This is a genomic window from uncultured Gemella sp., from assembly GCF_963525875.1.
In the GTDB taxonomy this organism is placed as follows: domain Bacteria; phylum Bacillota; class Bacilli; order Staphylococcales; family Gemellaceae; genus Gemella.
In genome coordinates this window covers 1-13462 of the sequence record NZ_CAURMG010000014.1, presented here as the reverse complement: position 1 = coordinate 13462, position 13462 = coordinate 1, and the positions used below count along the sequence as shown (strand labels likewise).

Genomic DNA, 13462 nt, shown 5'->3' with positions numbered 1-13462 from the left:
AAAGAAGGAGGTTAACAAGAAATGTTCATTAAAAAAGGTGATAAAGTTGTAGTAATTACTGGTAAAGACAAAGGTAAAGTTGGTACAGTAATCGAAGCTCAACCTAAAAAAGATCGTGTTGTTGTAGAAGGTGTTAACATCATTAAAAAACACGTTAAAAATTCTCAAGATGCTCCACAAGGTGGAATCGTTGAAAAAGAAGCAGCAATTCACGTATCAAACGTAATGTTACAAGATCCTGAAACTGGAAAAGCAACAAGAGTACGTTTCGAAACAAAAGATGGTAAGAAAGTACGTATCGCTGTAAAATCAGGAAAAGAAATATAATAATAGTTGAAGAAAGGAGGCACTATTTTAGATGGCTCGTTTAGAAGATAAATTTAAATCTGAGATAACAAAAGAATTAATGACAAAATTTGAGTACAGCAGTGTAATGCAAGTACCAAAAATTGAAAAAATCGTAATTAACATGGGTGTAGGTGATGCAGTGCAAAACTCTAAAGCCCTAGACAACGCAGTAGCAGAATTAGCTTTAATTTCTGGTCAAAAACCATTAGTAACAAGAGCTAAAAAATCAATCGCTACTTACAGACTTCGTGAAGGTATGCCTATCGGGGCTAAAGTTACTTTACGTGGAGAAAGAATGTATGAATTCTTCGATAAATTAGTAACTGTAGCACTTCCACGTGTACGTGACTTCCACGGTGTTTCTAAAAAAGCATTCGATGGTCGTGGTAACTACACACTAGGTGTTAAAGAACAATTAATTTTCCCTGAAATTGATTACGATAAAGTAAGTAAAGTACGTGGTATGGACATCGTTATAGTAACAACAGCTAACACAGATGAAGAAGCTCGTGAGTTATTAACACTATGTGGTATGCCATTCGCAAAATAAGAAAGGTGAGGTAAAAGACACATGGCTAAAAAAGCAATGGTAGAGCGTGAATTAAAACGCCAAAAATTAGTTGACAAGTATGCAGCTAAAAGAGCGGAATTAAAAGCTAAAGGTGATTACATCGGACTTAGCAAACTTCCAAAAAACTCAGCTCCAGCTCGTTTACACAATCGTTGTAGCATAACTGGACGTCCTCACGGATACATTGGAAAATTTGGAATCAGCCGTATTAAATTCCGTGAATTAGCTTACAAAGGACAAATTCCTGGAGTTAAAAAAGCAAGTTGGTAATATATTAGTAGAAGAAAGGAGGATTTATCCTAATGACAATGACAGATCCTATCGCAGATATGCTAACACGTATTCGTAATGCTAACATGGTTAAACACGAAACATTAGAATTACCTGCGTCAAATATTAAAAAGCAAATTGCAGAAATATTAAAACAAGAAGGTTTTATCAGTGATGTAGAATACATCGAAGATAACAAACAAGGAAAACTTAAACTTACTCTTAAATACTCAAAAGGTGAAAGAGTAATTAAAGGAATTAAAAGAATTTCAAAACCTGGTTTACGTGTTTACGCTAAAGCAGATGAACTGCCAAGAGTATTAAACGGACTAGGAATAGCAATCGTTTCAACTTCAAACGGAGTTGTAACAGATAAAGTTGCTCGTAAAAATAACACAGGTGGAGAAGTATTAGCTTACATCTGGTAATATTATAAGGAGGTGCCAATTAAATGTCACGTATAGGTAATAAAGTTATTACAGTACCTGCAGGGGTTGAAGTTAACATCGTTGATAACTTCGCAACAGTTAAAGGACCTAAAGGTGAACTAAAACAACAATTTGATAAAGACATGACTTTCAACATTGAAGGAAGTGAAATCACAGTAGTACGTCCATCAGACTCTAAACGTCACCGTACAGTACACGGAACAACTCGTGCTATCTTAGCAAACATGGTTGAAGGTGTATCTGCTGGATTCAAAAAAGAACTTGAATTAATCGGGGTTGGATACCGTGCTCAAATGCAAGGTAAAAAGTTAGTACTAAGTGTTGGATATTCTCACCCAGTTGAATTCGAAGAAATCGATGGAATTACATTAGGTGTTGAAGGAAACACTAAAGTTAGTATCGAAGGTATTAACAAAGAAGTAGTAGGACAATATGCAGCTAAAGTTCGTGCAGTACGTCCTCCAGAACCTTATAAAGGTAAAGGTATTCGCTACGTTGGTGAATATGTTCGCCGTAAAGAAGGAAAAACTGGTAAATAATAGATAACAGAAAGGAGTGTTTCAAATATGATTACGAAACTTGATAAAAATAAAGTTCGTAAAAAAAGACACGCAAGAGTACGTGTTAAAGTTCAAGGGACTACAGAAGTTCCACGTTTAAACGTATACCGTTCAAACACAAACATTTACGCACAAATTATTGATGACACTAAAGGTGTTACATTAGCACAAGCTTCTTCATTAAAACTTGAAAATGTTTCAAAATCAAGTGTGGAAGCAGCTAAAGAAGTTGGAAAATTAATCGCAGAAGTAGCTAAAACTAAAGGAATTGAAAAAGTTGTTTTCGACCGTGGAGGATACTTATATCACGGACGTGTTAAAGCATTAGCTGAAGCAGCACGTGAAAACGGACTTGTATTCTAATAAGGAGGGAAATAAGTAGATGCGTCAAGAAGAAATCAAAAAAGAATTTGAAGAACGCGTAGTTGCCATTCGCCGTGTAGCTAAAGTTGTTAAAGGTGGACGTCGTTTCCGTTTCTCTGCTTTAGTAGTAGTAGGTGACAAAAATGGTCGCGTAGGATTTGGTACAGGTAAAGCTCAAGAAGTACCAGATGCAATCAAAAAAGCAGTTGAAGCTGCAAAACATAACTTAATTACTGTACCAGTAGTTAACGGAACAATACCTCACGAAATCATCGGACAATTTGGAGCAGGTTCAGTATTAATTAAACCAGCTGCACCTGGTACAGGGGTTATCGCTGGTGGACCAGTTCGTGCCGTATTAGAATTATCAGGTATTTCAAATATCTTATCAAAATCTCTAGGTTCAAACACACCAGTTAACATGGTTCGTGCTACAATCGAAGGATTAACAAGATTACAAACAGTAGAACACGTAGCAGCTTTACGTGGTAAATCTGTGGAAGAATTATTAGGATAAGAGGAGGGAAAAGAACATGACATTAAAAGTAACCCTAACTCGTAGTACTATTGGTCGTCCAAAGAATCAAAGAAAAGTTGTTGAAGCTCTTGGTCTTAAAAAAATGCACCAAACAGTAGAACACAAAGATAACGCTGCGATTCGTGGAATGATCAACAAAGTTTCACACTTAGTAACAGTAGAAGAAAAATAAGAATTATTAATACAAGGAGGTGCTAGTCTAAATGAAATTACATGAATTACAACCAGTTGAAGGTTCTCGTAAAGAGCGTAACAGAGTAGGTCGTGGGATTGGATCAGGAAATGGTAAAACTTCAGGACGTGGTCAAAAAGGACAAAAAGCACGTAGTGGTGGTGGAGTTCGCCCAGGATTTGAAGGTGGACAAAACCCATTATTCAGACGTATTCCAAAACGTGGATTTAACAATGTAAATAGAAAAGAATTTGCAGTTATAAATCTTAACGACTTAAATAAATTTGAAGATGGTACTGTAGTATCACCTGCTCTATTATTAGAAACTAAAGTTATTAAAAAAGAACTTTCAGGTGTTAAAGTATTAGCTAACGGTAAATTAGAGAAAAAATTAACTGTTCAAGCTCACAAATTCTCATCTTCAGCAAAAGAAGCTATCGAAGCAGCTGGAGGAGTTTGCGAGGTGCTATAATATATGTTTAGTGCATCACTAAATCTATTTAAAGTTAAAGAAACTCGTAACAAAATTTTATTTACCCTATTCGGTATATTCCTATTCCGTATCGGTTCATATTTACCGATACCTGGAGTAGATGCTGATGTACTTAAAAGTCAAGATGCAGCAGGATTATTCGGAATATTTAATACATTTGCAGGAGGAGCTTTACAACAGTTTTCTGTGTTTGCTATGGGTATCATGCCTTACATCACAGCGTCTATCGTAATTCAACTTATGCAAATGGATGTTATTCCTACATTAACTGAGTGGTCAAAACAAGGTGAAGTAGGTCAGAAGAAAACACAAAAATTAACAAGAGTCTTAGCAATTATCTTAGCGTTTATCCAATCGCTTATTATGTCATATGGATTTAATAATGCCTATCATGGATTAATTAAAGATACTTCTATTCTAGGATTCATTACAGTAGCTGTAGTTTTAACTGCTGGTACAGCATTATTACTATGGTTAGGTGATCAGATATCTCAATATGGTGTTGGTAATGGTGTTTCTATCATTATCTTAGCGGGTATTATTGCTCGTTTACCAATGGAATTCATCCAAGTTTATGAATCTCAAATTAAAGATGCTGAAAACCTTACACTAGCAATTTTAAAAGTTGTTATTGTAGCAATTATTGTAATAGGTATCGTGGCTGCGGTTGTATATATGCAAGAAGCAATACGTAAAATCCCTATTCAATACTCTCAACAGAGAGCAGGTCGTAGAATGTTAGGAGCAAGATCAACTTACTTGCCTCTTAAAGTGAACAGTGCCGGGGTTATCCCAGTAATCTTCGCTATTGCATTCTTACAATTACCTAGAACTATTGCGATATTCGCACCTAATAACGAAAAGTTACAAAAAATTGTATCATATTTCGATTTCAGTCATGTTCTAGGATTAACACTATACGTAGTATTAATTATTGCGTTCTGTTACTTCTATGTAATGGTTCAAGTTAACCCAGAAAAAATGGCTGATAATTTAAGAAAACAAGGAAGTTTTGTTCCAGGGGTTAGACCAGGTAAAAAAACTGAACAATACATTACAGGTATTTTATACAGACTAACGTTTGTAGGTTCAATATTCCTAGCAGCTGTTTCGGTTCTTCCAACAATATTCACAAGCATTGCTAAATTACCAGCATCTGTTCAAATTGGTGGTACAAGTTTAATAATTGTTGTCAGTGTAGCACTAGAGACAGTTAAACAACTTAATACTCAATTAACAGAGAAGAACTATAGAAGTTTTATTACAGGACGAAAAGGTGGTAAATAATTATGATGAATATTATTTTAATGGGATTACCAGGAGCGGGTAAAGGTACTCAAGCAGAACAAATTAAAGCGAATTATCCAATTCCGCATATTTCAACTGGAGATATGTTTAGAGCTGCTATTAAAAATGAGACTCCGCTTGGAAAAGAAGCAAAAAGTTATATTGATAAAGGACAACTTGTTCCTGACAGTGTAACTATAGGATTAGTTGAAGAAAGATTGAATCAAGAAGATGCAAAAGAAGGCTTTTTACTTGACGGTTTTCCAAGAACAGTAGAACAAGCTGAAGCCCTTGATCAAATTTTAGCAAAAACTAATAGAAAAATCGATAAAGTATTAAATATCGATGTAGATCCAGCTATTCTGTTACCTCGATTAACAGGTAGAAGAATCTGTAAACAATGTGGAAACACTTATCACTTGATTTTCAACCCTACAAAAGTTGATGGTGTTTGTGATAATGATGGTGGTGAACTATACCAAAGAAGTGATGACAACGAAGAAACAGTTGGTAATCGCTTAGAAGTTAACATTAAACAAACAAAACCACTTTTAGACTTCTACAGTCAAAAAGAAGGTGTAGTCGAAAATGTTAATGGTGACCAAGACATCAAAGTAGTTTTCCAAGATGTACAAAATATATTAGACAAACTGAAATAGTCAGGGAGGAAAAGTATGGCAAAAGATGTCATTGAAGTAGAAGGTTTAGTAGTAGAAAACTTGCCGAATGCAATGTTTAAAGTAGAATTAGAAAATGGTCATATTATTTTAGCTCATGTTTCTGGAAAAATCAGAATGAATTATATAAGAATTTTACCAGGTGATAAAGTTACAGTAGAAATGAGTCCGTATGACCTGACAAAAGGTAGAATAACTTATAGATTCAAGTAAGTTATAAACTCAAGGAGGAAATAACGATGAAAGTAAGACCATCAGTGAAAAAGATCTGTGACAAATGTAAAGTAATTCGTCGTGGTGGTAAAGTATTAGTGATTTGCGAAAACGCAAAACATAAACAAAAACAAGGATAATTAATTAGGAGGTGCAAACTTAATGGCACGTATAGCAGGAGTCGATATTCCACGTGAAAAACGCGTTGTTATATCACTAACTTATGTATATGGTATAGGTTTAAAAACTTCTCAAAAAATCTTAAAAGAAGCTGGAGTTTCTGAAGATGTGAGAGTTAAAGACTTAACAGGTGAACAACTAGATAAAATTCGTGAAATCGTAGATAACTACAAAACAGAAGGTGACTTACGTCGTGAAGTTTCATTAAACATCAAACGTCTAATGGAAATCGGATGTTACAGAGGAATCCGTCACCGTCGTGGACTTCCAGTAAGAGGGCAAAATACTAAGAACAACTCTCGTACTCGTAAAGGTCCTAAGAAAACAGTTGCGAACAAGAAAAAATAATTAGGATAGGAGGAGAAACACAACTATGGCTCGTAAACAACAATCACGTAAACGTCGTGTGAAAAAAAATATACAAAATGGTGTTGCACACATTCGTTCTACATTCAATAACTCAATAGTAACAATTACAGATGAACATGGTAATGCAGTATCATGGTCAAGTGCAGGAGCGTTAGGATTCAAAGGTTCTAGAAAATCTACTCCATTCGCAGCACAAATGGCAAGTGAAGCAGCAGCTAAACAAGCTATGGAACACGGAATGAAATATGTAGATGTAACAGTTAAAGGTCCAGGTGCAGGACGTGAAGCAGCTATTCGTGCTTTACAATCAGCTGGATTAGAAGTTACATCAATCAAAGACGTAACTCCAGTTCCTCACAATGGATGTCGCCCACCTAAACGTCGTCGTGTATAATATTAACATAGACAAAATTTAGGAGGTTTAACATAATGTTAGCAATAGAAAAACCAAAAATTCAAATCATTGAAGAATCATCAGATAAAAGATTTGGTCGCTTTGTAGTTGAACCACTTGAACGTGGATATGGGACTACATTAGGTAATTCATTGAGAAGAATGTTAATCTCATCATTACCAGGAGCAGCAGCAAGAAGTATCGATATTGAAGGAGTTCAACATGAATTCCAAGCAATTAAAGGTGTTGTAGAAGATGTTACTGAAATCATTATGAACGTTAAAAACATTGCGTTTGTAGTTCATTCTGAAGAAGAAAAACAAGTATCAATCAGTGTTAAAGGTCCTGCAGTTGTAACAGCAGCAGACATTGCTATCGATTCTGATATCGAAGTAGTAAATACTGATCAACACATTGCAACAGTATCTGAAGGTGGACAATTTGAAATGATTATTTACGTTGGAAAAGGACGTGGATTTGTACCAGCTGATGGTAATAAAAAACGTGACTTACCAATCGGAGTTATTCCAATCGATTCAATTTACACACCAGTATCAAAAGTTAACTATACAGTAGAAAAGACTAGGGTAGGTCAAAGCACTGACTTTGATAAACTAATCTTAGATGTTACTACTAATGGTTCAATTACAGCTAACGACGCTTTAGCATTAGCATCAAAAATTCTAATTTCACACTTAGAATTATTTATGGAAATGTCGGAAGAAGCAAAAGCTGCTGAAATATTGGTAGCTAAAGAAGAAGATAACAAAGTTCAAATGTTAGAAATGACAATTGAAGAATTAGACTTATCAGTACGTAGTTACAACTGCTTAAAACGTGCAGGAATTAACACAGTACAAGAATTAGCTAACAAAACAGAACAAGAAATGATTAAAGTAAGAAACTTAGGTCGTAAATCTCTAGAAGAAGTTAAAATTAAACTTCAAGAGTTAGAACTAGGATTCAAAGAAGAATAATACTAACAAGGAGGCACACTAATGGGTTACAGAAAATTAGGACGTACATCAGCTCACCGTAAAGCGATGTTAAGAAACTTAGTAACTGCTCTACTAGTACACGGTAGAATTGAAACAACTGTTACAAGAGCGAAAGAAGTTCGTTCATTAGCAGAAAAAATGATTACATTAGGTAAAAAAGGTGATCTAGCAGCAAGACGTAATGCAGCTAAATTCATCCAACCTGTTGCAGTAGCAACTGAAGAAGGTAAGAGTCAATTAGCTCTTAAAAAATTATTTGAAGAAGTAGCACCTAAATATGCAGACCGTAATGGTGGATACACTCGTATTCTACGTGTTGGACCACGTAAAGGTGACGGTGCAGAAACAGCTATTATAGAATTAGTTTAATATAAATTTTTCATACAACAATAACATACTACATACACACACAACTAAACAACACATACAACAAGAATTTAAACTAATTTTTTTGGCAAAAGAGTGCTTGAAATGCGTAGGAAAAGGCTACGTCGTCTAGCTCTAATGTATCCTAGCATATAGCTAGGATACCCTTTTGTCCCTTTAAAAATTAAATCTAATTATACTTTAAAAGATTACCAGGCAAGGTAGTCTTTTTTATTTTGCACGTTAAGATTTTTAGAATCTTTGATTCGTAAAAATCATTACGTGCAAAATACGCAAAAGGAACTAAATTTCTAAGGAATGAAGAGACGTAAGAAATTTTTAGTTCCAACTGCGAAGTGATAAAGTAGAATTTGAAAATTATGAATTAGCATACATTACGTACAACGTACGCAAGGACGTACCAAGAAGCAAGGCGATAGCTGAAGGTAATTGGAATACGTCTACTGCGCGCGTCGTTGAGATTTCTAGAATCTTTGATTCGTAGAAATCGTTACGTGCAAAATACGCACAGTTGCTCCAATAGGTTTATTCTTGGCTTCTTGAGAAGAAACGAAAGAAGCTTAGAAGAAAGCTAAACAAAGAAATACCAAGAATGAAGAGTGGAGCGATGAAATGATTGGTATATTTCTACTGAGAACGTAGTGATTGGAAAGCAACCACTGCGAAGTGGCAATGTAGAATTTGAAAATCATGAATTAGCATACCTTACGTACAAAGTACGCAACGTAGACTTACTTTACAAATATACAAAATATAATTATAGAACCATATGACATTGGTTCATATGGTTCTTCTTATAATATTTACGCATCTGATCTTGCAAACTTATTTCTCATATTACAACTTGCAGTATATAAAGCCTTATCTAATAAATCATTTGTCTGTACTTTAAGTTCTTTAGCAATGATATCGTTAGCTTTTTCAAGATATTCTTTAGCATCTTCTTTAGTAACATTATTAGCTAAAAATTCTTCATCGTATTTGTTAATAAGTTCTCTTGATTGAGATTGAACTTTAAGTTGATAACGTTCAACATGTGAAGCAGTATCAGCAAAATGAGCATCACAAAGAGCAGCTATTAAACGATTAGTCCAGTAGAAATTTTCAGTTGTTACTTGGTTAGTAGTATTAGCTAAATATTCTGGTGTGCGATTAATGTTAGTGTAGAATGGAACTATCGCATTAAATACACAAGATCCAACAGCTAACCATTGAATTGATTTAAGTTCATCAGGCATATAAGGTCTAATTTGTACTAAACCTAAGAAGTTTGTACGATTTATACCGATTGGACGTAGAGTTCCTTTTTTAACTGAGTGGATATTTTTAGAGTATGAATCATATTCTGTTCCTTGATAGTGATGAGATAGAGCATATTTTATATCTTCTACAGTAATTTTTTTCTCAGGAATTCTAGCCCAAGGAAGATTGTCAGAATTAGGACGATAATCAGCATTTATACCATCGTATGTATTTGATGTAGGATTGAAATAACGCTGAAGTATCCATGCACGCGGTGTGTTATATGTGTGGTCAGTATCACTACTACTACCAAAAGCGTGACGTGGATTAAAATTACCATCGATTGATAAGTCTAGATGATATTTATCTACAAATTCTTTTAAATCAGTAGAGCACATATACTCTTTTTTTGCTCCCAAAGCATCCTTAAAATCAAAAGCATCTATACCTAGTTGGTTAGGCATAATAACATAGCTATCATCAGGGACGCGGCGAGCCATCCAGTGATGACCACCAATAGTTTCAAACCACCAAATTTCTTCTTCATCTTGAAACGCAATTCCATTCATTTCATAAGTACCATATTTTTCAAGTAAATCACCTAAAAATGTTACACCTTCACGTGCACTTGCAATATATGGTATTACAATCGTATAAATATCTTCTTCCCCAATTCCTCCTACTTTTTCAGGAATATAATCTGTATCGCCTGGTTTTCCTACTGCAGCTTTATATTCTACTAAAGGATCAGCTCCAAGGACACGTTCATTAGATGTTATAGTCTCTGTAGCGCTCATAGAAACATTAAACTCATTAGCACCACATTGTCCCCAAACTCCATTGTCTAAAATAGCATTTGGTACTGCTGTATAACGAACAGGATTATCTGGTAAATCTATCTCAACTTTAGAAATAACAGATTTGTATTTTCGCGGTTGTTCTTCTGGGCTTACGTTGATAAATCTTTTTGCTCTAAATACTCCAGATGGTGAATCTTCAGTACGTGCCACCATAGTTGAACCATCAAAACTAGCATTTTTACCTACAAGAATAGTTGTACATCCCATAATAATCTCCTCCTATTTGTACAAAAAATATTCATTAATATTATTAACTAATAAGAAAGATTATTCTCGAAATTTTTTTAAAAATATGACTTTCATAATATTTCCTCCCTAAACGAAATATCTTTAATTTTATTTTAGTACTTATAAATATAATATTCAAGAGAAAAGAGGTTAAGTAATAAAAATATTAAAAATTTAAAGAAAGTGTTTATATGAAATTATGTGAATGTTGCAGAGTTAAACTAATTAATATGTTAAAATATTGAGTTAAGAAAATAAGAAAAATGTGTTTTTCCTGTTAATTATATGATATAATAACCTTGGAAATGATTTAAGAAAGGTGAGAGATTAGAAAGTAAGAGTAATGAAAAACGTAAAAGATGGTAATATTTAAAACTGTGTAATAATATATAGTTTTTTTATTTTATTACTCAACTAATCTTTGTTGGAGAAAAGTGATGTATGAAAAATTATTGATGAAAACAGCCTTGCTTGCAGGAAAAATTTTGATGGAAAATGGTGCTGAAGTTTATAGAACAGAGGATACACTGGAGAGAATTATTAGAAAAGGTGTAGGAGAAGTTAGGACGGATGAATATTATACACACGTAACTTTAACGGGTATTTTTATAAGAATAGAAGGGATAGGGACAGATTTTAGAAGGGTTAATGATAGAACATATAACTTAACTAAAACAACAGCCGTAAACACTTTATCAAGGGCCTATACAGCCGGTCAAATTTCTCTAATTGACATGTATGATGCGTTAAAGAGAGTTCAAGCAGAAAAAAGTCCAATTAAAGATTGGTTTAAAGTACTTTGTTCAGGCGTTCTTAGTGGCAGTATTGTGTTGATTTTTGAAGGTAGTTTTTGGGATGTGATTCCGGGTAGTATAGCAGGAGCAGTTGCCTTTTATGTTTATATAAAGGTTATTAGTTATCTAAAGGCACCGTTTATATCAGAGTATATTAGCACCTTCGTAGGAGGAATAGCGGGATATTTAGGCTTTATCTTATTAAATGGTCAGTCGCTTAGGCTTGCTATGATTGGGGCAGTAGTTCCACTTGTACCTGGTATTACAATAACGAACTCTATGAGGGACATTATAGCTAAGCAGTTTATTTCAGGAACTATACGTTTTATTGAAACGTTCTGTGTGGCTTTTGCCTTAGGTGCAGGAATTGTAACAGTTTATTATCTTGTTAGATTGCTAGGAGGTACATTATAATGATTGCAGTGTTAAGTCATGGTTTATTATTACTATATCATTTTATCTTTAGTTTTATATCATCGGTGTCGTTTGCGATTATTTGTGATGTTCCTAGAAAAACTTTAGTAACAGGTGGGATAATAGGTGCAATAGGTTGGTGTGGATATTGGGAAATGTGGAGTCATGGACATAGTGTTTTTATGTCTAGCTTAGTGTGTTCACTACTTTTAGCTAACATAAGCCAAGTTTGTGCTATTAAATTTAAGAATCCACTAACGGTTTACTTCGTGCCTGGGTTGGTTCCAGTAGTACCTGGGGTTACTATTTACGATGCTTTTAGAACATTATTATTAGATGAATACGGAAATTCTGCAAGAATTTTCCTAAATAGTTTTTATGGAGCGGTAGGATTAGCAGTAGGAATTATTATAGCTGATTCTATTTTTAGAGTAGTACTAAATCCATTGTTACAAAAAAAACATAAATAAAAAATTTAGACATAATAATTTATTAAAAAAATTTATTATTATGTCTTTTTTTACTTGTAATGTATGGCGATATGTGGTACACTTTAAGTGAAAGGTGTATGGTGAAGAGTGATACACTTAGAAAGGAGGTTACTATGTTTCAAATTGATTCATTATCAGATAAGCCAATTTATAAACAAATAGTAGATCAAATTAAATCTATGATAAGTAAAAACTTATTGCAAGAGGGAGATAAATTACCATCGGTAAGAGAATTTTCTAAAATGCTGGGTGTTAATGTTAGTACAGTTCAAAAAGCTTTTCAACAGTTGGAAAGTGAAAAGATAATTACAACAATCGTAGGGAAAGGTACTTTTATTACTAATAATTTTGATAATATTATCCCGAATTATGAATTAATAGATTCTATAATTAAGGATTTAGTTAGGGAAGTAAAAATAAGGGGAATCTCGGAAGAAGATTTATTAGAAAAAATTAAGTTAGAATTTCGAAAGGATGATTAATTATGGATAATGAGAAAAAGATTGATGGAAAGTTAAAAGAATTAATCATGGAATGGAAATTTCTAGGGTTATCGATGGAAAAATTATGCGAAGTCATATCAGAAAAGATAAAGGAGAAAAATTATGAAACTTACGATAGATAATATTAATAAAAAATTTTCAAAAAAGATAGTATTAAACAATGTTAGTTTCACCGTAAGTTCTGGAGAAATTGTAGCACTTATTGGTAGGAATGGAAGTGGGAAAACAACATTATTAAAGATACTATCAGGAATATATAGTCAAGATTCTGGGGAAATAGGAATTGAAGGTGTAGATAATAAAAATATAAAAAAACAACTGATTTATATACCGGATAGATTCGATTATTTCAAAAATTCTAAAATCAAGAAGGTTTGCGAATTTTATAAGTTAGCTTATGAAAATTTTGATGAACAATATTTTAAAACGGAATTAGAAAATATTAAATTATCACAGACCAACAGATTATCTGAATTATCAAAAGGACAGTTAACTATTTTTAGTTTAATTTTGGGGATTTCTTGTCGAACTAAGTTTATCCTCTTAGATGAACCATTGGATGGGATAGATGTAATAAATACTAAAGTAATAACTAACTATATTTTAGATGCTCAAAGTGATGGGATTGGATTATTAATTAGTAGTCATCAATTAAATGCTT

The 13462-nt window shown here is 33.5% G+C and carries 23 protein-coding genes; 22 read left to right on the top strand and 1 reads right to left on the bottom strand.

Features of this window, described 5'->3' with window-relative positions:
• Positions 1-21: 21 nt before the first annotated feature.
• From rplX to rplQ, 17 genes are read left to right on the top strand one after another with little or no spacing between them, the layout of a single operon-like run.
• Entirely contained in the window at positions 22-327 is a 306-nt protein-coding gene (gene rplX, locus RWQ73_RS03970; RefSeq protein ID WP_003144415.1) for a 50S ribosomal protein L24, read from the top strand.
• A 31-nt stretch (positions 328-358) separates the two neighbouring features.
• Positions 359-898, top strand: coding sequence for a 50S ribosomal protein L5 (gene rplE / locus RWQ73_RS03965; RefSeq protein WP_314085905.1), 540 nt, complete (start codon positions 359-361; stop codon positions 896-898).
• Between the two features lie 21 nt (positions 899-919).
• A complete protein-coding gene (gene rpsN / locus RWQ73_RS03960) occupies positions 920-1189 on the top strand; it encodes a 30S ribosomal protein S14 (protein ID WP_003144337.1) in 270 nt (89 codons plus the stop codon).
• A gap of 32 nt (positions 1190-1221) precedes the next feature.
• The gene (gene rpsH / locus RWQ73_RS03955) at positions 1222-1617 is read left to right on the top strand and encodes a 30S ribosomal protein S8 (RefSeq protein ID WP_314085903.1); all 396 of its coding nucleotides are present in this window, start codon (positions 1222-1224) and stop codon (positions 1615-1617) included.
• 23 nt (positions 1618-1640) lie between these two features.
• Positions 1641-2177, top strand: a complete 537-nt coding sequence (rplF, locus tag RWQ73_RS03950; protein WP_003147633.1) for a 50S ribosomal protein L6 — start codon at positions 1641-1643, stop codon at positions 2175-2177.
• Between the two features lie 27 nt (positions 2178-2204).
• Positions 2205-2561, top strand: a complete 357-nt coding sequence (gene rplR, locus RWQ73_RS03945) for a 50S ribosomal protein L18 (RefSeq protein ID WP_048802798.1) — start codon at positions 2205-2207, stop codon at positions 2559-2561.
• Between the two features lie 19 nt (positions 2562-2580).
• Positions 2581-3078: a 30S ribosomal protein S5 gene (rpsE, locus tag RWQ73_RS03940; RefSeq protein WP_314085901.1), complete on the top strand. Its 498-nt coding sequence runs from the start codon at positions 2581-2583 to the stop codon at positions 3076-3078.
• 16 nt (positions 3079-3094) lie between these two features.
• On the top strand, positions 3095-3271 hold the full coding sequence (gene rpmD, locus RWQ73_RS03935) for a 50S ribosomal protein L30 (protein ID WP_003144406.1): 177 nt from the start codon (positions 3095-3097) through the stop codon (positions 3269-3271).
• Between the two features lie 31 nt (positions 3272-3302).
• A complete protein-coding gene (rplO, locus tag RWQ73_RS03930) occupies positions 3303-3743 on the top strand; it encodes a 50S ribosomal protein L15 (protein WP_314406785.1) in 441 nt (146 codons plus the stop codon).
• A 3-nt stretch (positions 3744-3746) separates the two neighbouring features.
• On the top strand, positions 3747-5051 hold the full coding sequence (secY, locus tag RWQ73_RS03925; protein ID WP_314406784.1) for a preprotein translocase subunit SecY: 1305 nt from the start codon (positions 3747-3749) through the stop codon (positions 5049-5051).
• A gap of 5 nt (positions 5052-5056) precedes the next feature.
• A complete protein-coding gene (locus RWQ73_RS03920; RefSeq protein WP_314406801.1) occupies positions 5057-5710 on the top strand; it encodes an adenylate kinase in 654 nt (217 codons plus the stop codon).
• 15 nt (positions 5711-5725) lie between these two features.
• Complete coding sequence (gene infA, locus RWQ73_RS03915; RefSeq protein ID WP_003144387.1) at positions 5726-5941, top strand: translation initiation factor IF-1; 216 nt, start codon at positions 5726-5728, stop codon at positions 5939-5941.
• Positions 5942-5967: 26 nt separating this feature from the next.
• On the top strand, positions 5968-6081 hold the full coding sequence (rpmJ, locus tag RWQ73_RS03910) for a 50S ribosomal protein L36 (protein WP_003144208.1): 114 nt from the start codon (positions 5968-5970) through the stop codon (positions 6079-6081).
• 22 nt (positions 6082-6103) lie between these two features.
• Positions 6104-6469 carry a 30S ribosomal protein S13 gene (rpsM, locus tag RWQ73_RS03905; protein WP_003147638.1) on the top strand — a complete coding sequence of 122 codons (366 nt, stop codon included), beginning with the start codon at positions 6104-6106 and terminating at the stop codon, positions 6467-6469.
• A 25-nt stretch (positions 6470-6494) separates the two neighbouring features.
• Positions 6495-6884: a 30S ribosomal protein S11 gene (gene rpsK / locus RWQ73_RS03900; protein ID WP_003144405.1), complete on the top strand. Its 390-nt coding sequence runs from the start codon at positions 6495-6497 to the stop codon at positions 6882-6884.
• A gap of 35 nt (positions 6885-6919) precedes the next feature.
• Positions 6920-7861 (top strand): DNA-directed RNA polymerase subunit alpha, encoded by a 942-nt coding sequence (locus RWQ73_RS03895; RefSeq protein WP_003144079.1) that lies wholly within the window; start codon positions 6920-6922, stop codon positions 7859-7861.
• 21 nt (positions 7862-7882) lie between these two features.
• Positions 7883-8251, top strand: coding sequence for a 50S ribosomal protein L17 (gene rplQ / locus RWQ73_RS03890; RefSeq protein ID WP_003144119.1), 369 nt, complete (start codon positions 7883-7885; stop codon positions 8249-8251).
• 821 nt (positions 8252-9072) lie between these two features.
• Here rplQ and RWQ73_RS03885 read toward each other — a convergent pair.
• Positions 9073-10578 (bottom strand): C69 family dipeptidase, encoded by a 1506-nt coding sequence (locus tag RWQ73_RS03885; protein ID WP_314406783.1) that lies wholly within the window; start codon positions 10576-10578, stop codon positions 9073-9075.
• A 458-nt stretch (positions 10579-11036) separates the two neighbouring features.
• On the opposite strand from RWQ73_RS03885, the gene RWQ73_RS03880 reads away from it, so the two are divergent.
• From RWQ73_RS03880 to RWQ73_RS03860, 5 genes are all read left to right on the top strand, one after another.
• On the top strand, positions 11037-11807 hold the full coding sequence (locus RWQ73_RS03880) for a threonine/serine exporter family protein (RefSeq protein ID WP_314086053.1): 771 nt from the start codon (positions 11037-11039) through the stop codon (positions 11805-11807).
• Positions 11807-12277: a threonine/serine exporter family protein gene (locus RWQ73_RS03875; protein ID WP_314406782.1), complete on the top strand. Its 471-nt coding sequence runs from the start codon at positions 11807-11809 to the stop codon at positions 12275-12277. The genes RWQ73_RS03880 and RWQ73_RS03875 overlap by 1 nt, the downstream gene beginning before the upstream one ends.
• A 134-nt stretch (positions 12278-12411) precedes the next feature.
• Positions 12412-12780 carry a GntR family transcriptional regulator gene (locus tag RWQ73_RS03870; protein ID WP_314406781.1) on the top strand — a complete coding sequence of 123 codons (369 nt, stop codon included), beginning with the start codon at positions 12412-12414 and terminating at the stop codon, positions 12778-12780.
• A 2-nt stretch (positions 12781-12782) separates the two neighbouring features.
• Entirely contained in the window at positions 12783-12923 is a 141-nt protein-coding gene (locus tag RWQ73_RS03865) for a hypothetical protein (RefSeq protein ID WP_314086045.1), read from the top strand.
• Positions 12904-13462 (top strand): ATP-binding cassette domain-containing protein (locus RWQ73_RS03860; RefSeq protein ID WP_314406780.1); only part of this gene is annotated, 559 nt, incomplete at its 3' end. The genes RWQ73_RS03865 and RWQ73_RS03860, both read left to right, overlap by 20 nt.